Below are 23,895 nucleotides of genomic sequence, written 5' to 3' on the forward strand. Positions count from 1 at the left end.
GTTGTTATGCCATTTGAGCCTCTTGTTACTGCAGTGATTGAAACGTCACTCAACACTCTTATTAACGACGACCCTGAGCTCGGTCGTCGTCTTGCTCGCCTGAAAGGGCAAGTGATTCAAGTTCACCTTAAAGAACTGAACAAGACATTGACCTTTATTTTTAGCCAGCAAATTGATGTTTTGGCGAATTATGAAGGTGAGCCGGATTGCTATTTATCATTGAACCTCTCGGTGCTGCCAGAACTGCGTGAGCAGTCCAATATCACTAAGCTGATCAAGCAAGATAAATTGGTATTGGAAGGCGATATTCAGCTGGCACAAAAGTTTTCGCAACTGATGACGGATTGCAAACCAGATATTGAAGAGTGGTTATCGCGCGTGACGGGGGATGTTGTTGCGCATACTGTGGTTCAGGGTGCTGCCAATGTCGGTCAATTCTTCAAGTCGCAAGCCGCAAAACATCAAGACCACCTTGCTCAAGTCCTGACAGAAGAGTGGAAAATTGCGCCAGCACCACTAGAGGTGGCGCATTTCTGTGACCAAGTGGATGAAGTGAAAAGCCAAGCTTCACGTGTCGAGGCTAAATTGAATCAACTGTTGGAGCGCGCATGACCCCAACAGAGATGCGTCGTTTATACCAGATCATCCGTGTTCAGCTAGAGTATGGGTTGGACGAACTACTGCCAACACACCAGTTGACTAAAGCGCCACTGCTAGCAAGAAAAAGTCTGTTTTGGATTAAAAACAAACACCCAGAGAAACCACTTGGTGACAGACTGCGTTTAGCATTGCAAGAGCTCGGCCCTGTATGGATCAAGTTTGGCCAGATGATGTCGACTCGTCGAGATCTTTTTCCTCCCCAGATTGCTGATCCACTTGCTATGCTGCAAGACCAAGTTTCACCATTTGATGGTCAGCTTGCCAAGCAGCAAATCGAACAAGCACTCGGTGGTTCACTAGAGACATGGTTTGATGATTTCGCGATTGAACCGCTTGCTTCTGCTTCAATCGCTCAGGTACATACCGCTAAGCTAAAATCGACTAACCAAGAAGTGGTATTGAAGGTTATTCGCCCAGATATTCGTCCGGTCATTGATGCAGATCTAAAACTGATGTACCGCATGGCGCGTATAGTCGCCAAAGCACTTCCTGAAGCACGTCGTTTGAAACCTGTCGAAGTGGTGCGTGAATATGAGAAGACCTTGCTTGATGAATTGGACTTACGCCGAGAAGCTGCCAACGCGATTCAACTCCGACGCAACTTTGAAGCCAGTGAAGAACTATATGTTCCTGAAGTTATCACCGACTTTAGTAATGAAACTGTCATGGTTTCTGAGCGAATATACGGCTTCCAAGTTTCTGATATTGAAGGGTTGAAAGCTAACGGCACTAATATGAAACTGTTGGCTGAGCGCGGAGTAAGCGTGTTCTTCACCCAGGTATTCAGAGACAGCTTTTTCCATGCGGATATGCATCCAGGCAACGTGTTTGTTGAACCGGATCATCCAGAAAACCCGCGTTGGATAGGTTTAGATTGTGGCATCGTCGGTACATTAAACAGCGAAGATAAGCGCTATCTGGCAGAGAACTTCTTAGCCTTCTTTAACCGAGATTACCGACGTGTCGCCGAGTTGCACGTTGAGTCGGGTTGGGTTCCACGTGAAACCAACATCGATGAGTTCGAGTTTGCCATACGTATTGTATGTGAACCGATTTTTGCTAAGCCATTGTGTGAAATTTCGTTCGGTCATGTACTACTGAATCTATTTAACACCGCGCGTCGCTTTAATATGGAAGTCCAGCCGCAGTTAGTGTTACTACAAAAAACGCTGCTTTATGTGGAAGGTTTAGGACGACAGCTATATCCGCAGCTTGACTTGTGGGAAACGGCTAAACCATTTTTAGAACAGTGGATGATGAACCAAGTTGGTCCTCAGGCAGTGATCAATGCGGTTAAAGACCGCGCCCCTTTTTGGGCAGAGAAATTACCTGAACTGCCAGAGCTTCTGTATGACAGCTTGCGTCAGGGTAAAATGATGAACCAGAGAATGGATCAGCTTTACCAAGGTTATCGTTCTAGCAAAAGGCAGCAGGCAACAGGTAAATTTTTATTTGGTGTTGGAGCCACATTAGTCGTATGCTCGGCAATATTGGTCAACAGCACATACGAGCAACTTTCGCTGGCCAGTGCCCTAGGTGGGGTCACATTTTGGTTGCTTAGTTGGCGAGCTTATCGTCAATAGACGTTAAACTCTTGAAATTAATTTGTTTAATAAGACCCGAGGTAAAAAGAATGGGTGGTATTAGTATTTGGCAACTTTTGATTATTGCTGTCATCGTGGTTCTACTATTTGGTACTAAGAAGCTACGTGGTATCGGTGGCGACCTAGGCGGTGCAGTAAAAGGCTTTAAGAAAGCAATGAGCGAAGATGAGTCTGACAAAGAGAAGAAAGACGCAGACTTTGAGCAGAAAGCCGTTGATCAGCAAAAGAGCGTAGAGCAGCAGAAAACAGACGCGACTGCTGAAACTAAGAAAGACAAAGAGCAGGCGTAGATCGTGTTTGATATCGGTTTTTGGGAACTGGTATTAATATCTGTCGTTGGGCTGGTGGTTCTTGGGCCTGAGCGTTTGCCTCATGCCATTCGTAGTGTTTCCAAGTTTGTTGGTGCGGCGAAAAACATGGCAAACAGTGTGAAAGATGAACTTTCACATGAGCTTAAGGTTCAAGAGCTACAAGAAAACTTGCGCAAAGCCGAGCAGATGGGAATGGAAGATTTATCTCCAGAGCTCAAGTCTTCGGTAGAGCAATTAAAGCAAGCTGCGCAAGATGTTCAACGCCCATACGCGAGCAAAAGCGAATCAGCGACGAACATTGCTGAAGCGGCCAACGAGACTGTTGAGCCTGCTCAGAACGCCAATGACTCAGTAGGGGCGGTTGAGAGTCTAAACACTCAATCAGCGCCACAGGCAGATAAAAAAGCCGAATAGTCTCGCATACAGGAGGAGCTGCTATGGAGTAGCTCCTTTTCGATCTTTATGAGTAGAGGTTTCCATGTCTTCTGTTGAGCAGACACAACCTTTGATCAGCCATTTACTAGAGCTGAGAAATCGCCTGCTACGAGCAATTGTAGCGGTATTGGTGGTTTTCATCGGGCTGATCTATTTTGCCAATGACATCTATGAGTTTGTCTCAGCACCTTTGGTAGAGCGTCTACCTGAAGGGGCAACCATGATTGCTACCGATGTGGCATCTCCTTTCTTTACGCCACTAAAGTTGACTTTAATCGCGTCTATTTTTGTCGCGGTTCCGTTTATTCTTTACCAGGTGTGGGCGTTTGTTGCTCCTGGCTTATACAAACACGAACGTCGTTTAATCATGCCACTGATGTTCTCTAGCTCGTTGCTGTTCTACTGCGGTGTTGCTTTTGCTTATTTTGTGGTATTTCCGTTAGTGTTTGGCTTCTTTACTGCTATTTCACTTGGTGGAGTAGAGTTTGCGACGGATATTTCTAGCTATCTCGATTTTGTCTTGGCGTTATTCCTAGCATTTGGTATTGCCTTTGAAGTGCCTGTAGCCATTATCTTGCTTTGCTGGACAGGGGCGACTGATCCTAAGAGCTTAAGTCAGAAGCGTCCGTATATTATTGTTGGTGCCTTTGTGGTCGGGATGATGCTGACGCCGCCAGATATGATCTCGCAAACGCTATTGGCGATTCCTATGTGCCTACTGTTTGAGGTTGGTTTGTTCTTTGCGCGCTTTTATGTGCGTAAAGGTGACAGTGAGGACCAAGTGGAAGAGTAATCCACTTAGAACGCGATACATCAAGGGGTTGATAGTTAACTATCGACCCCTTTCTATTTTCTGGAAAGCTGGAAAGCTGGAAAGCTGGAAAGCTGGAAAGCTGGAAAGCTGGAGAGCTGGAGAGCTGGAGAGCTAAAGACTAAACAGCGTTTTGGCATTGTGAGTGGTGAGGCTATCCACTTGTTCGACACTGATTTCTCTTAGGTCAGCGACGCGCTGAGCAACGAGCGAGGTATACGCAGGTTCATTGCGTTTGCCACGATGAGGAACCGGAGCGAGATAAGGGCAGTCGGTTTCTAAGATAACGTAGTCCATATCTAGATGTGGAATCACTTTATCCATGCCACCATTTTTAAACGTCGAAACGCCACCAAGCCCAAGATGAAAGCCGAGATCATTGATCGCTTGGGCTTCTTCAACAGTGCCACCAAAACAGTGGAATACTCCACTTAATGAACCATCTTGTTCTTGGCTAAGTAGTGTGAGGGTCTTTTCTATTGAGTCGCGTGTATGAATGACTACTGGCAGCTTCATCTCTTTTGCCCAATTGAGCTGAGTAATAAACGCCATCTCTTGTTCGGTTTTAAAGGTTTTATCCCAGTACAGATCGATGCCAATTTCACCGACGGCGATAAAGTTATGCTTATCAAACCAAGAATGGATGATGTCTAGGCTCTGTTTAACATCGGCGTTGACGTAACAAGGGTGCAATCCCATCATCGAGCGACAAACTTCTGGGTACTCAGCTTCTGTGCGTAGCATCGGCTCGATAGAGTCTAAATCAATGTTTGGCAGTAGTATCTTATCAATGCCTTGTGCCAACGCGCGCTGGACGACTTGGTCGCGATCAGTATCAAATTCAGTGGCGTAAATATGTGCGTGGGTATCAATCATTGCTTATCTCACTATCTATTAGAGCTGAGAGTATACGGCAGTGTGAGCATTTGGTCATTTTTTGCATTTTTCTCGACTCTCTCTGGCGTCGTCGGCTTGGAGTGATATTATGCAATTCAAGCACTTTCACCACACAAGGAGAATAGAGTGTCAGTTTCGATTCAAGGTCAATTCCCTGGCCGTCGTATGCGCCGCCTGCGCAAGCATGACTTTAGCCGCCGCTTGATGGCTGAAAACCAATTGTCTGTTAACGATCTGATTTATCCAATGTTTATTCTTATGGGTAAAGATCGCCGCGAAACCGTGGAGTCAATGCCGGGTATCGAACGTTTGTCGATTGATCTAATGCTAGAAGAGGCGCAGTACTTAGCTCAGTTAGGTGTTCCTGCGATCGCTCTATTCCCTGTGGTCAACCAAGATGCCAAAAGCCTATGTGCTGCTGAAGCTTACAACCCTGAAGGATTGGTTCAGCGTGCGGTTCGTTCTCTGAAAGAGCATGTTCCAGAAATCGGCGTGATCACGGATGTCGCGCTTGACCCATTCACTACTCATGGTCAAGACGGCATCATTGATGAAGAAGGTTACGTGCTAAACGATGAGACAACCAAAGTCTTGGTTAAACAGGCTCTATCTCATGCAGAAGCCGGCGCCGATGTCGTTGCCCCTTCAGACATGATGGATGGACGTATTGGTGAGATTCGTAAAGCGCTTGAGCAAGCAGGCCACATCAATACCCAGATCATGGCTTATTCTGCCAAATACGCTTCTTGTTACTATGGACCTTTCCGCGATGCGGTCGGTAGTGCAAGCAACCTTAAGGGTGGCAATAAGAAAAACTACCAAATGGATCCTGCTAATAGCGATGAAGCGATTCATGAAGTGGCGATGGATGTGAATGAAGGCGCTGACATGGTTATGGTTAAGCCTGGTATGCCTTATCTTGATATTGTTCGCCGCGTTAAGTCTGAACTTAAAGTTCCAACCTTTGCTTATCAGGTATCTGGTGAGTATGCGATGCATAAAGCGGCATTTGCCAATGGTTGGTTAAAAGAGCGTGATACCGTGATGGAATCTCTACTGTGCTTTAAGCGAGCAGGGGCGGATGGCATCCTCACCTATTTTGCTAAAGATGTCGCTGAGTGGCTAGCGGAAGAAAATGCGCAAGCGGCGACGTTCTTAAAAGACGACCAAGCGTAGCGCAAATTAAGCAAAAAATATCAAAGGCTGGCGTTTGTCAGCCTTTTTTAGTTTGGAGAGTAGTAGTGAGTATTGAATATCGCCTAGGTACATTGGAAGAGTGTGTTCAGGTCGTTGAGCAGATCGCGGAATTTGCCCATAAAGAGACCGTTGAGAGCTTGTCTGCACGTTTAGAAGGGAAGCAGCGCTCTTTGATCCAGGTAGCGCAACAAGGTGACGACATCCTAGGGTTCAAGATTGGTTACCAGATCGACGAAACGACGTTCTACAGCTGGTTTGGTGGCGTGTCTTGTTTAGCGAGAAACAAAGGGGTGGCGCAAAAATTATTAGATATTCAGGAGCAATGGGTAACAGAGCAGGGCTACAAACAGCTTAAAGTGAAATCACGTAACCAATTTCCTGCTATGCTCAGACTGCTGATTAATAATGGTTATCTTATTGAAAGTTATGAACAAAAAGCTCCTTTATTAGAGAGCCGAATTCACTTTGTAAAGCAGTTAGGCGAGTGTCATAAAAATTAAATGAGATTTTTTCTCATTTAGGTGTTGACGTATTAAATGAGAATGGTTATTATTTATCTCGTCTTAGGGAATGAGAGAAGTTCACAAGGATGTTGAGTTACCAGATTCACAATTGGAGACGGTGATGACACTGAACTTAATCGAACTTGCACGAGTTCTTTTTGACACGACATTGCTCACATTGCTTCCAGTGTAATTTATAGCTTTATGGCAAAGCACCTCATTCACCTGAATTGCTTTGACCCCTTTTTGCTAGGCGACATCGAAAGATGTCGCTTTTTTTATGCCTGCTATTTCGCTTCGAACAAAAGGACACCAGTAGTCTTTTCCACAACGCAAGATCATTACAGGATCGATCTTTAAACGATCGATCGGATAATTTATTTTTTATTTACAATTACTTGAGGTCTGTTTTGTTTTTTTTGTGCACTGTTTTATATCCTGTGGGTAAATAATATAAACAGAGTTATCCACAGGGGAGTGAGTGAGGTGATAAAGGAATAACCAAATGTGTGAGTAGAGTTCAAAGAGTTAAAATGGATTCGCTGAACCAGTCATGGCATCCTAAGCAGATCTTTTTTGCATTTTCTTTGGATACGTAAAGACTATGGCCAACATTCCTGATAATCCGTTGATTTTAATTGACGGTTCTTCTTATTTATACCGCGCATTCCACGCTTATCCAGAAACGATGAGTAATGGCGAAATTCCAACCAATGCCGTTTATGGTGTGGTCAACATGCTTCGTAGCATGATGCGTCAGTTCTCTTCAGATCGTATAGCGGTTGTCTTTGATGCAAAAGGAAAAACCTTCCGTGATGATATGTATCCAGAGTACAAGGCAAACCGTCCTCCAATGCCCGATGATCTGCGCTGTCAGATTGAGCCTTTGCACAACGTGATCCGCGCGATGGGTTTGCCATTGATCTGTACTGTGGGCGTAGAAGCCGATGATGTTATTGGTACGCTGGCTTACCAAGCATCCCAAGCTGGTATGCCTGTGTTAATCAGTACCGGTGATAAAGATATGGCGCAATTAGTAGATGACAATGTTACTTTGATCAACACCATGACTAATGTGGTGATGGATCGTGAAGGTGTGGTTGAGAAGTTTGGTATTCCACCTGAATTGATCATCGACTACCTTGCCTTGATGGGGGATAAGGTCGATAACATTCCTGGTGTGCCGGGTGTTGGTGATAAAACCGCGACTGCTTTGCTGCAAGGTATTGGCGGCATTAACAAACTGTATGAAAGCCTCGATGACATCGCTCCATTAGGTTTTCGCGGTTCGAAAACCATGGCGAAAAAGCTACTCGACAATGAAGAAAATGCACGTCTGTCTTATGACCTTGCGACGATCAAACTGGATGTAGAGTTAGAAGAGACGCCTGAGTCTCTGCTTAAAACTGAGCCTAACAAAGATGAGTTGATCAAACTGTATGGTCAGTTGGTGTTTAAATCTTGGCTAAACGAACTTCTTGATGGTGGCACCGGTGTGGTTGAGGCTGATGAGAAGTTGGGTGCTCGGAGTGCTGCCTCTTCTGATTCTGCAGCAGATATCGACACATCGGCAGTGACGATCGACCGTAGTCAGTATGAAACCATCCTAGATGAGTCTTCATTCAATGCTTGGCTAGAGAAGCTAAAAGCAGCCGAGGTGTTTGCTTTCGATACGGAAACCGATAGCTTGGATTACATGGTTGCTAACCTTGTTGGTCTATCATTTGCAACCGAAGAAGGTGTTGCAGCATATGTGCCTGTTGCCCACGATTACCTAGATGCACCTGCGCAGCTAGAGCGTGATTGGGTTCTGGCGCAACTAAAACCTATCTTAGAAGATGATGCTCAAGCTAAGGTGGGTCAGAACCTTAAGTACGATGCGAGCGTGTTAGCGCGTTACGGCATTGAGATGAAAGGCATTAAGCATGACACCATGTTAGCGTCTTACGTTTATAACAGTGTTGGTGGTAAACATGATATGGACAGCTTGGCGCTGCGTTTCCTTCAGCACAGTTGTATTTCTTTCGAGCAAATTGCCGGTAAAGGTAAAAAACAACTGACGTTCAATCAAATCGAGCTCGATCAAGCATCACCTTACGCGGCAGAAGATGCTGATGTTACGCTACGCCTTCATAACCGACTTATGACTAACATTGAGCAGGATGAGAAGCTGGAAGGTATCTACCAAGATATTGAGGTTCCTCTGGTGCCTGTGCTTTCTCGTATTGAACGTACTGGGGTTCTGATTGATGACATGAAGTTATCTGCTCAGTCGCAAGAGATAGCTCAACGTCTTGATGAATTAGAACAGAAAGCATTTGAGATTGCTGAGCAGGAATTCAACATGAATTCGCCAAAGCAGCTTCAAGCAATTCTGTTCGAGAAGATGGGTTTACCGGTGACCAAGAAGACACCTTCAGGTACGCCTTCGACTAACGAAGAAGTGCTACAAGAGCTGGCATTGGATTACCCACTACCTAAGCTGATTCTCGAGTACCGTGGTTTGGCCAAGCTAAAGTCGACTTATACCGACAAACTGCCGAAGATGATTAACCCAGAAACAGGGCGTGTGCATACCTCTTATCATCAAGCGGTAACCGCAACCGGTCGTCTTTCTTCTACCGATCCTAACTTGCAGAATATTCCAATCCGCAATGAGGAAGGTCGCCGCATCCGTCAGGCATTTATTGCACCGCACGGTTATAAGATCATGGCGGTCGATTACTCGCAAATTGAGCTGCGTATCATGGCGCACTTGTCGGGTGATAAAGCGCTGTTAGAAGCGTTCCAGCAAGGGAAAGATATCCATGCAGCCACTGCTGCTGAGATCATGGGTACGACTATTGAACAAGTCAGCTCAGAACAACGTCGCCGCGCGAAAGCAGTTAACTTCGGCCTTATCTACGGTATGAGTGCGTTTGGTTTAGCTAAGCAGCTCGGTATTCCTCGTGGGGAAGCACAAGACTACATGAACAAGTATTTCGAGCGTTACCCTGGTGTGATGCAGTATATGGAAGATACTCGCAGTGCGGCTGCAGAGCAGGGTTATGTTGAAACTATCTTTGGTCGCCGTTTGCACCTTCCTGAGATCAAGTCACGTAATGGTATGCGTCGTAAAGCAGCAGAACGAGCAGCGATCAACGCGCCAATGCAAGGAACAGCCGCCGACATTATCAAGAAAGCTATGCTATTAGTTGATGAGTGGATTCAAGCTGAAGGTGATGGACGCGTTAAACTGCTAATGCAAGTTCATGATGAATTGGTATTTGAAGTACAAGAGTCAGCTTTAGCCGAAATTGAAAGTAAAGTACAACAATTGATGGAATCCGCAGTACAGCTTGATGTCCCTTTGGTCGCAGATGCTGGTCATGGAGATAACTGGGATCAGGCGCACTAAGCAAAAAATCGCCTAAAATGTCACTTTTGCATGAGCCAGCGCACAAACGTTGGCTTTTTTTTGGTTCTAAAAAAGTTAAATGGATTTGAGCCCAAATGTTGCTTAACAAAATTTTAATGAAAAAAACTTACAAAAATAGTTTTCATTTCTGACCAATTGTTGTACATTAATCTGCGTAGGGTACAGAGGTAAGATGTTCTATCTTTCAGACCTTTTGTTTCACGTTATTGGATTAGGCTGATTCAGCCGCCCCAGTCAGCTTTTGACTGGGGCGTTTTTTATTGTGCTAAAGAAAAATCCATAAATATCAATACGATACCTATGAAAGCCAACAACCTTCTAATTTAATCCTAATTTGCGTTGAAAAGTCCTGATTAACATTAGTTCAATTAGGTTGAATGTAATTTACCGAAAGTTTGTAAATTAATACCAGTCACAGTTTGGTTATTTTGGCTGGGAAACTAAAGCGGCTAGATAGCAATAAAATAGACTTTTTGTAGACTAATTACGTTTACTTTCAAATGTTTATTTTTTTATGGAGAGGCGTGCATAGCAAATTATACCGCCTTTCAGCATATTGATTTAAGTACCGAGATACATAATCCTAAACGTATAATAACTAATAACGACTATTTCTCTCCCGTTGCCCCGCCAGGATGGTGGGGCTTTTATTTTTCTAGGCAGACAAAAAAGCCCTGCTTGTTAGGGCAGGGCTAATCAATAAAGTCGCTGTTGAATAGTTACTCTTGTTCGTTATCGAGATTTTCTTCTTCGATGATTTCTTCGACAACCGATTCAGTGAGCGCTGGAGCAAACCACTGATCGAGTTTGCTGCGTAGTGTGTCGACTCCAAGTCCCTTCAGTGAAGAAAACGCTGCGACACTGACATCACCGCCAAAACCAACGGCATCTTTCTTGATCTTCAAAACTTGGGCTTTGCGTGCTCCGCTCTTCAGTTTGTCTGCTTTCGTCAGTAGTACTTGAACTGGAATACCACTGTCCACCGCCCAAAAGATAAGCTGTTGATCGAGATCTTTCATTGGATGACGGATATCCATTAATACGACTAAGCCTTTTAGACATTGGCGCTTTTGCAAGTACTCACCTAAAGACTTTTGCCACTTTTTCTTCATTTCTAGGGGGACTTGAGCAAAACCATAACCTGGTAAATCGACGATATGACAACCATCGGTAACCTTAAAAAGGTTAATGAGTTGTGTACGACCAGGTGTTTTACTGGTTTTTGCAAGGCTGCGTTGGTTCGTTAGGCGGTTTAAAGAACTAGACTTACCCGCATTGGAGCGTCCTGCAAACGCAACTTCGATACCTTCATCTTCTGGCAAGTGACGAATATCAGGTGCACTCGTGATGAAATGGGTGTTTTGATAATGAATTTTTACGCTCACTGTTAACTCCATCTCGACTTTGTGTAGTCGATTGATTACTTTTTTGTGAAATTGTGTAAAATAACCGTGCTCGGCATAAGGTCGCCTATTGTACCATGAAAAGGTCAACACGCCCTGCAAGTGGTACCGGAAGCTTGATAATTATAATGGAATGTCATGAAGAAATTAGCGCTAATCTTGAGTCTTTTAGCCAGCTGCTCCGTGTGGGCCCAAGGTAACATTGAAGCTGGTAAAGCAAAATCCCAAACCTGTGTTGCCTGCCATGGTGCTGATGGCAACAGTCAACTCGCTATGTACCCGAAAATTGCAGGTCAGCATGCTAAGTATATTGAAAAGCAGCTGAAAGAGTTCAAGTTGGGTATGACTAGTAATGGTAAGCAAGGTCGTATGGATCCTGTGATGAGTGGTATGGCTATGCCACTATCTGAGGAAGATATGAAAGACCTGGCGGCTTATTACGCATCTCTACCTATTTCTCACAATACTACACCGGAGAATGTGGTCGATACGGGTAAAGTACTTTATACCTCTGGTGATGCCGAGCGTGGACTAACTGCATGTATTGCCTGCCATGGTCCCCGTGGTGATGGTACAGAGCTGTCTGGCTTCCCGAAAATTTCTGGCCAGCATGCTGACTACATCAAAGCTCAGCTAGTAAAATTCCGTGATGGTTCTCGTGGAAACGATATGAACGAGATGATGCGTGATATCGCGAAAAAACTCACGGATGAAGATATCGATACTCTTTCTAAATATGTTGGTGGCCTACACTAAGCCCTACTTATTCGTTCGAGCATAAAGTTGTAATGAAAAAGCCCAAGCAGTTTGCTTGGGCTTTTTCGTTTGAGAACGATCACATTCTCTCTATGGTTGGGGTGAGTGATCTTTCCTTATCTCTTGTAAGAGATCGTCCATACTTAGTTGTGTAAATTGCCTCTGCTATTTTGTAACTTATTGAAAAATAGAGCTGTGAAAATTTGGCCATAAAAAAGTGAGTTTTTTTGCTCTCAATGGATTGTTCAATTTTACCAAGTAGCTAAAGTGTACTCATCGGCAGGGTGCTGATAACGGAATTAAGACTAGGAAGTCTCCACGGACGCAAGTAATGGAAACTTGGTAGTTATAGAAAGGATGCAGGGTAGGTAGGAAATCTACTTGATAGGGATGGTCGACTTGTCTAATGGTTTAAGACAGTGAAACGGATCAGGCTAAGGACTAGCCCAGGCATCAGGAAGTTAATGGAAGGCCAAAATTCACCAGGATGGTGGCAAACAACACTTTTGGCAGGGAAAGCACTAAAAACAAATGGAATATTGGTGCACTGAAATCAGTGCAACACAGTTTGGCCGCAAGGCATTTAGAAAGCGATAGGTAACTCTATCGCTTTTTTTATTGCTATTTTTTATGAAGTGATGATTATTTGCACAATAGTGCTCCACTCTAACGCCAGTTTCTGGTATGTTTCGCATCCCGTTTGAGGATATGTTAAACGCACCCAATATGCATAGTTGCCCCCTTTGTCAAAGCTTGGAGACTCAGCGCTACTACCAAGACAAACGTCGAGAGTATTTACAGTGCCTGCAATGTGAGCTTGTGTTTGTTAATCCAGATCAGCGATTGGATGCAAAACAAGAGAAAGCCCACTACGATTTGCATGAGAATGACCCAAATGATCAAGGGTATCGACGCTTTTTATCTCGGGTGGTTGACCCCATATTAGAGCGTATTGAACCAAACTCTCATGGGTTAGATTTTGGTTGTGGACCTGGTCCAACATTGTCATTGATGTTGCAAGAGCAAGGACACACCATGAAATTATACGATATCTATTATCACCCTGAAGTTTCGGTGTTAGAAAAATCGTATGACTTTATAACTGCCACAGAGGTGATAGAGCACCTCTATGAACCGAATAAGGTGTGGCAGCAATGGTTGAATTTAGTTAAGCCAGGTGGCTGGATTGGTCTTATGACCAAGATGGTCATTGATGTTGAAGCGTTTGCCTCATGGCACTATAAAAACGATCAGACCCATGTGGTGTTCTTTAGTCGTAAAACGTTTCACTATTTGGCAGAGCGGGATCAGCTCAAGCTTGAATTTATTGGTAATGATGTAATTTTACTGAGGAAAGCCCAGTAATGAGCCGTAGTAAGAAAGCAAGATCCGGTGGCAATAGCGACGTTATCGTTGTTCGCAACCGCACTCAATCAGACGTTGAAGGACGTCTACGTAAGAAAGACAAAAAGCGCAAAGGTCTGAAGACTGGTGGTCGTCACTCTGAAGCAAAAGATCAGAAGCAACAGACGGCAGGTCAAAAGCGTGATCCGCGTTTAGGCAGCAAAAAGAAGATCCCTCTAGTGGCTGAAGCAGTGAAGAAGCCAACTAAGGCTGAGCGCCGTATCAATGCAGAGAAAGAGCTAGCGATGCTAGAAAGTGATGCGCAACTTAACGTATTGCTTGATCGTCTTGATAATGGCGATAACTTAGGCGATGGTTTGCAGAAATACGTAGATGAGAAACTAGCGCGTATCGAAGCACTAATGAAACAGCTAGGTATCTACGAAGAAGAGCCTGAAGAAGAACTTGAAGAGCAAGTTGTCGAGCAACCAGTAGCAAAGAAAAAACCGAGCAAGAAAGCTGATTCAGATGATGAACTACTCTCTCAATTCGAAGACTTAGACTTGAACCAATTTAAAGGATAATCGAGCCTCATGAATGTAACCTTGTTAGCCATTTTAGGTGGAGCCATTATTCTCGGCCTAGCATCATACGCAGGTTACCTTCTGCTCCAGCTCAAGAAGCAAAAGGAATTGCAATTGCAGCACCAGAAGCTGGCAATTGAAAAGCGCAATGCCAATATCTTTGAAAGCGTCAATGTTCTTTGCTTAGCGGGTATCCAAGAGCAGTGTGACTTGTCGGAAATTAGCATCCGCCTCTACAACATCATGGATTATGTCCAAGGTGAAGAGCGTGTTGATTTTGAAAAGGAGTTTCCGGCGACTTCAGAGCTGTTCCATATTGTCAAAGATATGGCTCGTGGTGAAGAGCGTCAAACGCTAGCGAAAAAAGAGCGCATGAAGCAAAACCTTGAGCGCCATAAGGCAGAGTCTCTCCTTCAGGAAGCCATCGTTGAAGAGCTGAAACGCCTGCAGAAAAAGGTTCAACCTCTCAACAATCAGATCAACATCCAAATGGTCTAGATTGGTTTTATAGCTCCTTCGACTACCCTTTAGAGGGAGTGATCGAGTTATCAATTCTGAGTATTGCTACTCAAAAAGCAGCCTGTCCCACAACCAGTGATATCGAGGTGTGGCAAAATAGCCTGCTAACAATAATGGCTCGTGTAGCCAAACGAAGCATTATAGCCCAAACGGAAATACCATCATGTCGCAGCATGTCGTCGCAAGCCAGCAAATAGTCTGGGATCAAGCCATCCTGGATAAATACAACTATTCGGGTCCTCGGTATACCTCATACCCAACCGCTTTGGAGTTTCATGAAGCATTCACGGTAGCGGACTACGATATGGCGTGCACTCAGTACCCAGACAGACCGCTTTCTCTTTATATCCATATCCCTTTCTGCCACAAGCTTTGTTACTACTGTGGCTGCAATAAGGTTATTACACGTCACGCCCATAAGGCTGATGAGTACTTGGATGTATTAGAGCTAGAGGTTCGTACTCGAGCGGCATTGCTTCAAGGGCGTAAAGTGACACAGCTGCATTTCGGTGGCGGTACGCCGACATTCCTGACCAAGGCACAAATAAGCCGAGTGATGAATATTCTGCGTGATGAGTTTAATTTCGAAGGTGACGCTGAAATTAGTATCGAAGTTGACCCGCGCGAAATCGAACTCGATGTGCTCGACCACTTGCGAAGTGAAGGATTTAATCGCCTAAGTATTGGTGTGCAAGACTTCAATAAAGAAGTTCAAAAGCTGGTTAACCGTGAGCAGGATGAAGAATTCATCTTTGCCATGGTTGAGCGTGCCAAACAACTTGGCTTCCGTTCGACTAACTTAGATCTGATCTACGGCTTGCCGAAACAGACTCAAGCACGTTTTGCCGAAACCTTAGCTCAGGTTTTGCAAATGCAGCCAGGCCGCTTGTCTATCTTTAACTATGCGCACATGCCACAGCTATTTGCAGCGCAGCGCAAGATTAAAGATGAAGACCTACCCGTAGCAGAAGAGAAGATGGCGATCCTGCAAGATACTATCTCGACACTGACTGGTGCAGGGTATCAGTTTATCGGTATGGATCACTTTGCTCAGCCAGATGATGAGCTTGCGGTTGCTCAGCGTAATGGTGTGCTTCACCGAAACTTCCAAGGTTACACCACTCAAGGCGAAGCGGACTTAGTGGGCTTTGGTGTGTCAGCGATCTCTATGATTGGCGATGCTTACGCGCAAAACCAAAAAGAGCTGAAGAAGTACTACGCGCAAGTGAACGACCTGCGTCATGCTCTATGGAAAGGGGTAGCCCTTGATAGTGATGACTTACTTCGTCGTGAAGTTATTAAACAGCTTATCTGTAACTTTAAACTTGATAAGACCATGATTGAGTCTGAGTTTAAGGTGACTTTTAATGACTACTTTAAAGAAGACTTGCAGCTACTACAGACGTTTATCAATGATGAACTGGTGGAAGTGGATGACAAAGAAATTCGCGTCACACTGCGTGGTCGCCTACTGATCCGTAACATCTGTATGTGTTTCGATAAGTATTTAAGGGCTAAGGCGCGTCAGCAGCAGTTTTCCCGAGTCATTTAAGTTTTCGTCATATTTGAAGCCACAGCGTCGTTGTCTTCACAACCTCCCCGGAGCGCCGGCCGTCCCAATCACATCGCGGACTATGCTCATGGGAATAAGGTTATTCGACGCCTAGCTGTGACTCCAACTATCTAGAAAACTACTTTAAATGCAAAAGCCACCGTTATTCTTTCGATCTGAAAAAGCGGTGGCTTTGTTGTATCTGCGTTTATAGTTAGGGCGCGATATAGGTATCGTGAGCCATTTCCCACAGTGCTTTGACCAGTGGGTTATCAAGCTGCGAGCGTTTGCAGCACACGCCGAGTTTAAAGGGTTTTATCGAAGCGACCTTTAAGCGCTCGATTTTTTCCTTAACAGGGCTGTTATTGATCACCACATCGGGGGCGATTCCCACACCGCAACCAAGTGCTACCATACTGACGATCGCTTCATGACCAGAAACTTGGGCGTAGATATTAGGCTTAATCTTCATTGCCTTAAACCAAGCGTTGGCGCGGTCTCGGGCGGTACCTGACTCAGGAACGATAAACGGAATTGTCGACCAATCCGGCTGCTCTTTTTGCAGCTCCTTAGCAAAGTTACTTACCCCGACTGGAGCAATCACGGAAAGGGGAATTTCACTGATGGTTTCAAACTCAATTCGAGCGGGCAGTTGCTCAGGCTGGGCAGAAATCGCGATATCCACTTCATCGCTCAATACCTTATCAATGGCCTGCGCTGGATCTCCGGTTGAAAGCTTAAATTCAATAAACGGATGCTGAAGACGAAACTCGGACAAGAGTTCAGGCAGATGGCTGTAACTGGCCGTCACCGAGCAAAAGAGACGAATTTCACCTTTCAGTTCTTCTTCATGGCCTTTGAGTTGGGCGTTGTAGTTTTGCCACTCACCAAGAATGTTTAATGCGACAGGCAAAAGCTTTTTCGCGGCTGGGGTCAGCTCAACGCTGCGATTATCTCGCACAAACAGCACTTGAGCAGTGTCGTTTTCCAGTTTTTGTATCTGTCGACTCAGGGCTGACGGGCTGATATGCATCGCCGAAGCCGTCTTCGCGAAGCTCTTACTATCACACAGATGAATGAACAACTGCAGACACTTAATGTTCATGAAATGGTCACATCCTTGTTGCATTAATTGCAATTACTAATTGTGAATATATCACTTTAAGCAACTAAATACCTGTTTTAGTATGGACTCATTCGGTACCCAAGCTACCGACCTCAACGGAAAAATTCTTTAAAGGAGCGCCCTGATGGCTAACTATTTCAACACTTTAAACCTACGCGAGCAGCTAGACCAACTAGGTCGTTGTCGTTTTATGGATCGCAGCGAGTTCGCAACTGAAGCTGATTACCTGAAAGGTAAGAAAGTGGTGATTGTTGGTTGTGGTGCTCAAGGCCTAAACCAAGGTCTAAACATGCGTGACTCTGGTCTAAACGTAGCGTACGCACTACGTCAGGCTGCGATTGACGAGCAGCGTCAATCTTACAAGAACGCAAAAGAGAACGGTTTTGAAGTAGCAAGCTACGAAACGCTAATCCCTGAAGCAGACCTAGTGATCAACCTTACGCCAGACAAGCAGCACACTAATGTAGTTGAAACAGTAATGCCGCTAATGAAAGAAGGCGCGGCACTAGGTTATTCACACGGCTTCAACGTTGTTGAAGAAGGTATGCAAATTCGTAAAGACCTAACAGTTGTGATGGTTGCGCCTAAATGTCCAGGTACAGAAGTACGTGAAGAGTACAAGCGTGGCTTCGGTGTACCAACGCTAATCGCTGTTCACCCAGAGAACGATCCAAAAGGTGAAGGTTGGGATATCGCGAAAGCATGGGCAGCAGGTACAGGCGGTCACCGCGCAGGTTGTCTAGAATCTTCATTCGTAGCGGAAGTTAAATCTGACCTAATGGGTGAGCAAACTATCCTATGTGGCATGCTACAAGCAGGTTCTATCGTATCTTACGAGAAGATGGTTGCTGGCGGTATCGACCCAAGCTACGCTGGTAAACTTCTACAGTACGGTTGGGAAACCATCACTGAAGCACTGAAGTTCGGTGGCATCACTCACATGATGGACCGTCTATCTAACCCAGCGAAAATCAAAGCATTTGAGCTGTCTGAAGAGCTAAAAGAGCTAATGCGTCCGCTTTACAACAAGCACATGGATGACATCATCACGGGTGAGTTCTCAAGCACTATGATGGCTGACTGGGCTAACGATGACGCAAACCTACTAGGCTGGCGTGAAGAGACAGGCGAAACAGCATTTGAAAACTACCCAGCAGGCGATATCGAAATCTCTGAGCAAGAGTACTTCGACAACGGTATCCTACTAGTGGCAATGGTTCGTGCAGGTGTTGAACTCGCATTCGAAGCAATGACAGCATCAGGCATCATCGATGAGTCTGCGTACTACGAATCTCTACACGAACTACCACTAATCGCAAACACAGTAGCACGTAAGCGTCTATACGAAATGAACGTAGTAATCTCAGACACAGCAGAATACGGTAACTACCTATTTGCTAACGTAGCAACGCCGCTACTACGTGAGAAGTTCATGCCTTCAGTAGGTACAGACGTAATTGGTAAAGGTCTAGGCGAGACGTCTAACCAAGTAGATAACGCAACGCTAATCGCAGTTAACGATACTATTCGTAACCACCCAGTAGAGTACATTGGTGAAGAGCTACGTGGTTATATGACAGATATGAAGAACATCGCGGTAGGCGGCTAATCTTCTTCGCTAAGGAGCTTAATTTCTTTGTCGGTAATACTCATTTGCTCGCGCAAACTTCGTGTTACCTCCGCGAACTTAAGCTCTTAGCTGTGAATATTGAATTACTGCGAAATTCACTAACTTAGGTTAGTAAAGAACTCCAGGCAGACTGGGGTGATAAATACAAAATAAAACACAACATCTAATTAAAAGGCTTGGTCTCCGTTGACCAAGCCTTTTTGTTTTTGGGCGTCGCTTTATACCCGTCGAGAGATAAACCGTCATTCCATAGACTGACGAAGGAAGGAGTAGGGAATCTCTAACGGTTCTTCGCTCACTGTATGAGATCCCCAACTCTCTCGTTTCTCGCTCTTGAGGATGACAGTAATAAAAAACAAAGAGTTGTAACTGTCTACCCCCTCTACCTTCCTCCTAAAGCAATCGCATACAAAAAGGGCCGACGTTTTCACGTCAGCCCCCAGGGTTATCTCGCTTCTCGCTTACTTATCCGCTAGCTTCTCTTCTAAATCCGCGAGCTTCTTTTCCATCTCTGTAAGCTTTTGACGAGTGCGCAGAAGAACTTGAGTCTGGACATCAAACTCTTCGCGGCTGACTACGTCTAGTTTGTTTAGTTGGCCTTGAATTACTTGGCGAACTTTTTGGTCAATGTCTGCACCTAGCTCTTTTACTGGCGCAGGCATCGAATCGTGAATTTGTTTAGCGATTTGCTCTAGTTTCTTTGGGTCAAACATGGTGACTAAAACTCCTTTCAATTTGTGCTCATTCTATGTAATTGATACATGAAAGTCGCTATCTCGATAGTAAAAATTCGAAGCTGTTATACCAATTAGAATAAATAGTTGATTAGCTACTGAGCCGGGTAGGCACTCAAGTTACAGGTATAAAAAAGGCCACCGAAGTGGCCTTAGAGGAGTGATAGATTACTTGTTCTCTGCTAGTTCACGTTGAGCGGCTTTCGCTTCATCAACACGTGCTAGCTTTTCCAAGTCTTTGTCTTCGACAAACACTGGTAGAGGCTTATGTTTTTCAGCTAGGTAGCTGTAAATCACAGGCAGTACGAATAGCGTAAAAATAGTACCAATCGCTAGACCAGCAACGATTACGATACCGATACTAAAGCGCTGAGCAGCACCTGCACCTGTTGCGTACATTAGCGGGATAAGACCAGCAATCATGGCTGCGGTTGTCATCAGGATAGGGCGCAGACGAACTTTTGCTGCTTCCATTACCGCTTCTGTCTTGCTCAGTTTGTTGTGTAGCTGCTCTTCTTTCGCTACTTCACAGATCAAGATACCGTGTTTGGTGATAAGACCAACCAGAGTAATCAGACCAACCTGAGAGTAGATGTTCATCGAAGCTGCACCCCAAGCTAGAGCAATCAAGGCACCACAGATTGCCAGTGGTACAGAAACCATGATAACCAGTGGATCTTTTAATGACTCAAACTGGATTGCCAGTACTAAGAAGATGATTGCTAGTGCCAGACCGAATGTTGCATATAGTGCGCTACCTTCTGTTACGTACTGACGTGCTTCACCCATGTAGTCATGGTTATAGCCGCTTGGTAGCTTGCTCGCTGCAATATCTTCAAACCAAGCAATTGCATCACCCATAGCAGCACCAGGAGCAGGAACCGCACCAATAGTGGCTGAGTTGAGCTGGTTGAAGTGAGGCAGTGAACGAGGCTCTGCGACAACATCAATCGTAATCAAGCTACCAAGAGGTACCGCTTTACCATCAGCCGCTTTTACATAGTAGTTGTTCATCGACTCTGGATTTAGGCGCCACTTACGCTCTACCTGAGGAATCACTTCGTACGAACGGCCGTTTAGGTCAATTCGGTTAACGTAACCATCTGCCATCATGGTACTCAACGTGATACCAATGTCTTGCATAGTAACGCCGTAAGCACCTGCTTTATCTTTGTCGATGCTGATCTTCATCGTCGCAGAGTCATAGTTCAGGTCAAGATCTGAATAAACAAAAAGCGGGTTGGATTGTACTTCAGTAAGAATATCTGTAGTGATAGCAAACAAGCTTTCAAATGCATTTGGTGTGGTGATAACGAACTGGATTGGCAGACCTGAGCCTGCACCCGGTAGCTCAGGCATCTGGAATGCAGTGACTGCCATACCAGGAACATTCGCAACTAAACCACCAACACGGTTTGCCACTTCAGACTGGCTAGCTTCACGCTCACTCCAAGGCACCATAGAGGCAATACCAAATGCTTGATTGGAGTTTGGAACACCATTAAATACCTGAGCATAGGCAACTTCTGGCTGATCAGACAGCACCTTGTTGACGTCATTCATGGTGTTTTGTATGAAGTCTAGGTTGGCGTTCGACGGCGCGGTCCCCATTAGCATGATTACGCCTTTGTCTTCCGATGGCGCCAGTTCACTTGGAATGAACTTAAATAGCATCGGTAGGCTAGCAAACACGATGATAGCAAATGCAATAACCACAGGTCGGTGTTGCATAACGGCATCAAGCATTTTCGCGTAGCGGTTAGTCATACCGTCAAGAATACTGTGAACCTTCGTTTCGAATTTGCTTGGTTTTTCGTTGGCCTTAAGCATTTTCGAACACATCATAGGCGAAAGAGTCAGTGCCACAATACCTGATACAAATACGGATCCTGCGAGGGTTAGCGCGAACTCCTTAAACAGCGAGCCGGTAATTCCGCCCATCAATGCGATAGGGGCATAAACTGCACCCAATGTTAGTGTCATCGCGATAACAGGAACAGCGATTTCTCGAGTACCGATAATCGCAGCGCGGAACGGGGATTCACCTAATTTGATGTGACGGTCGACGTTTTCTAGTACCACGATCGCATCATCAACTACCAGGCCGATGGCCAGTACCATTGCCAGTAGTGTCATCAGGTTCCATGAGAAGCCCATCGCTTGCATTACCATTGCCACACCAATCAGTGACAGTGGGATAGTAACGATTGGGATGATTACCGCACGGAATGAACCTAGGAATAGGGTAATAACCACCAGTACGATCAGAGCTGCTTCAACAATCGTTTTGACTACTTCGTTAATCGACTCGTTGATTGCTATCGTTGAGTCGTACATAACGTTCATCTTGATTGTGCTTGGCAGGTTACTCTCTAGCTGAGGTAGCAAATCAAGTACATCGGCTGCAATGTTGATTGGGTTGGCGCTTGGCGCTGCATTGATAGCCGCAACGACTGCTTCCTGACCGTTGGCACTTGCGCGGTAAATGTCATGGCTCTTCTCAAGCGAAACTTTAGCAATATCACTTAAACGAGTAACGTTACCTTCGTCAGTACTCACAACTAGGTTAGAGAGCTCTTCTACGTTAGATACCTGAGTATCTGCGCTACCGTTGTAAAGTACGAACTCACCAATTGCCTGACCAGTTGCTGACTGGTAGTTGTTGGCATTGAGTACATTCATTACGTCAGTTGCGGTTAAGCCTAGCGCGGCCATTTTGGCAGGATCTAACCAAATGCGTAGCGCGTATTTCATACCACCGTAGAGATCAACTTTAGATACACCGTTAACAGTGAATAGCTGTGGGTTGATGACACGTTCTAGGTAATCGGTAATTTGGCTTGATGATAGCTCGTCACTGGTGAAGCCAATGTAGAGCACCGCCGTCGTAGAACCTGTCGACATGGTTACGGTTGGGTCTTCCGCTTCTTTGGGAAGTTGAGAGCGAACCGAGTTTGTCTTGGCCAGAATGTCAGACAGCGCCGCATTTGGATCGGTATTTAACTTCATATTGACGGTAATTGTTGAACTACCAAGAACAGAAGATGAAGTCATATAATCGATATTATCAGCCTGTGCGACGGCCTGCTCCAGTGGCTGGGTAATAAAGCCTTGGATCAAATCGGCACTGGCACCGTAGTAACTGGTACTAACCGTTACTACTGTATTCGTCATTTCAGGGTATTCACGAACCTGCATCTTGAACACCGCTTGGAGACCAAGCAGGGCGATCAAGAAACTGATCGATACCGCTAAAACTGGACGTTTAATAAAAACATCAGTAAAGCGCATGAGGCCTCCAATTACAGCATTGGTGTTTCAGCTGGTGGAGTAGTTGCATCGCTTTCTACTACACGAACTTTAGCGTCGTTACTTAAACGAACCTGTCCAGAAGTCACCACAACATCACCTGCTTTAACACCGTCAAGGATGTGCGCGATATCTTTAGTACGTTCGCCAACTTTAACCACTTGTTGCTTAACGCGCTTCTCACCATTCTCTTCGCTAATGATGTACACGTTGTCACCGTATAGCGTGAAAGTGATTGCCGTTTGAGGCAGCGTTACTTGGTTTTCTAGTTTAGGTAGGATGATATTTGCACGTGCAAACATACCGCTACGCAACTTACCGTCACTGTTCGGGATATCGGCTTGTACCTGAATCAGACCACTTTGAATATTAACCGCTGGCTCGATTGCAGAGATAGAGCCTTTAAATGGTTTCTCTGGGTAAGCATCAACAAAGATATCGACTTCCTGATCAAGCGAGATGCGCGAGATATCAGTTTGTGGCACAGTGAAGCGCAGGCGCATAACGCTAGTATCTTCTAAGCGCACAATGTCCGTGCCTGATTGCAGGTATTGGCCTAGGTATACATTACGAATACCTACTACGCCTGCGAATGGTGCTTTTATTTCACGGCGGTCAATGGATGCTTTCAGGCTTTCGATATCCGCTTTTAGCGAGAAGTAGTTAGCTTCTGCTTCATCATAAGCTTCTTTTGAAATAGAACCTTTTTTGTACAGACCTTGGTAGCGTTTGTACTTGGCTTCGGCAGCAGGAAGTTTAGCTTGTGAGCTTTTTAGGTTTGCTTTTTCTACGTCAGAATCAAGCATTACTAAAGGCTGGCCTTCTTCAACCTGAGTTCCCGATTCGAAAGCAATCTTGTCGATCACGCCGCTTGTTTCATTGGCAACAGTCACACCTTGGTTTGGCTCGATGAAACCAATCGCTTCAATCACAGGTACCCAATCTACAGGGCTTACTTCAGTTACCGTGACAGGAAATTCTGGTTCAGGACGATTCGCCATGTATTCGGCGATCTTTTGTTGTTTGAATAGATTGAAACCTATCACACTGCCGAACAGCAGTATTGCGATAAGTAACATAAAGAAAGTCCACTTTTTCATTC

The 23,895-nt window shown here is 45.1% G+C and carries 21 protein-coding genes; 15 read left to right on the forward strand and 6 right to left on the reverse strand.

Going from position 1 to position 23,895, the window contains the following annotated elements; translation table 11 throughout:
- Positions 1-6 precede the first annotated feature (6 nt).
- The 5 genes from ZX61_RS19925 to tatC all read left to right on the forward strand — a co-directional run bounded on the left by ZX61_RS19925 (position 7) and on the right by tatC (position 3,803).
- Positions 7-612 (forward strand): ubiquinone biosynthesis accessory factor UbiJ, encoded by a 606-nt coding sequence (locus ZX61_RS19925; RefSeq protein ID WP_049846352.1) that lies wholly within the window; start codon positions 7-9, stop codon positions 610-612.
- A complete protein-coding gene (ubiB, locus tag ZX61_RS19930) occupies positions 609-2,243 on the forward strand; it encodes a ubiquinone biosynthesis regulatory protein kinase UbiB (RefSeq protein ID WP_049846353.1) in 1,635 nt (544 codons plus the stop codon). The genes ZX61_RS19925 and ubiB overlap by 4 nt, the downstream gene beginning before the upstream one ends.
- 50 nt (positions 2,244-2,293) lie before the next feature.
- Positions 2,294-2,554 carry a Sec-independent protein translocase subunit TatA gene (gene tatA, locus ZX61_RS19935; RefSeq protein WP_049846354.1) on the forward strand — a complete coding sequence of 87 codons (261 nt, stop codon included), beginning with the start codon at positions 2,294-2,296 and terminating at the stop codon, positions 2,552-2,554.
- A gap of 3 nt (positions 2,555-2,557) precedes the next feature.
- The gene (tatB, locus tag ZX61_RS19940) at positions 2,558-2,989 is read left to right on the forward strand and encodes a Sec-independent protein translocase protein TatB (protein ID WP_049846355.1); all 432 of its coding nucleotides are present in this window, start codon (positions 2,558-2,560) and stop codon (positions 2,987-2,989) included.
- 64 nt (positions 2,990-3,053) lie between these two features.
- Positions 3,054-3,803, forward strand: coding sequence for a twin-arginine translocase subunit TatC (gene tatC, locus ZX61_RS19945; protein WP_049846356.1), 750 nt, complete (start codon positions 3,054-3,056; stop codon positions 3,801-3,803).
- A gap of 132 nt (positions 3,804-3,935) precedes the next feature.
- On the opposite strand, the gene ZX61_RS19950 is transcribed toward tatC, so the two are convergent.
- Positions 3,936-4,697, reverse strand: a complete 762-nt coding sequence (locus ZX61_RS19950) for a TatD family hydrolase (protein WP_049846357.1) — start codon at positions 4,695-4,697, stop codon at positions 3,936-3,938.
- 147 nt (positions 4,698-4,844) lie between these two features.
- Between ZX61_RS19950 and hemB the strand changes: the two genes are divergently transcribed.
- From hemB to ZX61_RS24735, 4 genes are all read left to right on the forward strand, one after another.
- Positions 4,845-5,894: a porphobilinogen synthase gene (gene hemB / locus ZX61_RS19955; protein WP_049846358.1), complete on the forward strand. Its 1,050-nt coding sequence runs from the start codon at positions 4,845-4,847 to the stop codon at positions 5,892-5,894.
- A 65-nt stretch (positions 5,895-5,959) separates the two neighbouring features.
- The gene (locus ZX61_RS19960) at positions 5,960-6,415 is read left to right on the forward strand and encodes an acetyltransferase (RefSeq protein WP_049846359.1); all 456 of its coding nucleotides are present in this window, start codon (positions 5,960-5,962) and stop codon (positions 6,413-6,415) included.
- Between the two features lie 607 nt (positions 6,416-7,022).
- On the forward strand, positions 7,023-9,815 hold the full coding sequence (gene polA / locus ZX61_RS19965; protein ID WP_049846360.1) for a DNA polymerase I: 2,793 nt from the start codon (positions 7,023-7,025) through the stop codon (positions 9,813-9,815).
- 193 nt (positions 9,816-10,008) lie between these two features.
- Positions 10,009-10,056 carry a hypothetical protein gene (locus tag ZX61_RS24735; protein WP_438356636.1) on the forward strand — a complete coding sequence of 16 codons (48 nt, stop codon included), beginning with the start codon at positions 10,009-10,011 and terminating at the stop codon, positions 10,054-10,056.
- A gap of 499 nt (positions 10,057-10,555) precedes the next feature.
- Here the strand turns inward: ZX61_RS24735 and yihA are convergent, their stop codons facing one another.
- Positions 10,556-11,221, reverse strand: a complete 666-nt coding sequence (gene yihA, locus ZX61_RS19970) for a ribosome biogenesis GTP-binding protein YihA/YsxC (RefSeq protein WP_049846361.1) — start codon at positions 11,219-11,221, stop codon at positions 10,556-10,558.
- 156 nt (positions 11,222-11,377) lie between these two features.
- On the opposite strand from yihA, the gene ZX61_RS19975 reads away from it, so the two are divergent.
- The 5 genes from ZX61_RS19975 (at position 11,378) to hemN (ending at position 15,994) form a co-directional block, all read left to right on the forward strand.
- Positions 11,378-11,995: a c-type cytochrome gene (locus ZX61_RS19975; RefSeq protein WP_049846362.1), complete on the forward strand. Its 618-nt coding sequence runs from the start codon at positions 11,378-11,380 to the stop codon at positions 11,993-11,995.
- Between the two features lie 726 nt (positions 11,996-12,721).
- Positions 12,722-13,360 carry a class I SAM-dependent methyltransferase gene (locus ZX61_RS19980; protein ID WP_049846416.1) on the forward strand — a complete coding sequence of 213 codons (639 nt, stop codon included), beginning with the start codon at positions 12,722-12,724 and terminating at the stop codon, positions 13,358-13,360.
- Positions 13,360-13,923, forward strand: coding sequence for a Der GTPase-activating protein YihI (gene yihI / locus ZX61_RS19985; protein ID WP_049846363.1), 564 nt, complete (start codon positions 13,360-13,362; stop codon positions 13,921-13,923). The genes ZX61_RS19980 and yihI overlap by 1 nt, the downstream gene beginning before the upstream one ends.
- 9 nt (positions 13,924-13,932) lie before the next feature.
- Positions 13,933-14,421, forward strand: a complete 489-nt coding sequence (locus ZX61_RS19990; protein WP_049846364.1) for a DUF2489 domain-containing protein — start codon at positions 13,933-13,935, stop codon at positions 14,419-14,421.
- A 184-nt stretch (positions 14,422-14,605) separates the two neighbouring features.
- The gene (hemN, locus tag ZX61_RS19995; protein WP_049846365.1) at positions 14,606-15,994 is read left to right on the forward strand and encodes an oxygen-independent coproporphyrinogen III oxidase; all 1,389 of its coding nucleotides are present in this window, start codon (positions 14,606-14,608) and stop codon (positions 15,992-15,994) included.
- Between the two features lie 214 nt (positions 15,995-16,208).
- Here hemN and ilvY read toward each other — a convergent pair whose 3' ends face one another.
- Positions 16,209-17,099 (reverse strand): HTH-type transcriptional activator IlvY, encoded by an 891-nt coding sequence (gene ilvY / locus ZX61_RS20000; protein WP_049846366.1) that lies wholly within the window; start codon positions 17,097-17,099, stop codon positions 16,209-16,211.
- 145 nt (positions 17,100-17,244) lie between these two features.
- Here ilvY and ilvC point away from each other — a divergent pair, with 145 nt between their 5' ends.
- Complete coding sequence (gene ilvC / locus ZX61_RS20005) at positions 17,245-18,729, forward strand: ketol-acid reductoisomerase (RefSeq protein WP_049846367.1); 1,485 nt, start codon at positions 17,245-17,247, stop codon at positions 18,727-18,729.
- Positions 18,730-19,211: 482 nt separating this feature from the next.
- Here the strand turns inward: ilvC and ubiK are convergent, their stop codons facing one another.
- From ubiK to ZX61_RS20020, 3 genes are all read right to left on the reverse strand, one after another.
- Positions 19,212-19,463: a ubiquinone biosynthesis accessory factor UbiK gene (gene ubiK / locus ZX61_RS20010; protein WP_049846368.1), complete on the reverse strand. Its 252-nt coding sequence runs from the start codon at positions 19,461-19,463 to the stop codon at positions 19,212-19,214.
- 189 nt (positions 19,464-19,652) lie between these two features.
- Positions 19,653-22,775, reverse strand: a complete 3,123-nt coding sequence (locus ZX61_RS20015) for a multidrug efflux RND transporter permease subunit (RefSeq protein ID WP_049846369.1) — start codon at positions 22,773-22,775, stop codon at positions 19,653-19,655.
- Between the two features lie 11 nt (positions 22,776-22,786).
- Positions 22,787-23,893 (reverse strand): efflux RND transporter periplasmic adaptor subunit, encoded by a 1,107-nt coding sequence (locus ZX61_RS20020; protein WP_049846370.1) that lies wholly within the window; start codon positions 23,891-23,893, stop codon positions 22,787-22,789.
- Between the last annotated feature and the right edge of the window lie 2 nt (positions 23,894-23,895).

The organism is Vibrio sp. VPAP30, assembly GCF_001188205.1.
GTDB classification, from domain to species: Bacteria; Pseudomonadota; Gammaproteobacteria; order Enterobacterales; family Vibrionaceae; genus Vibrio; species Vibrio bivalvicida.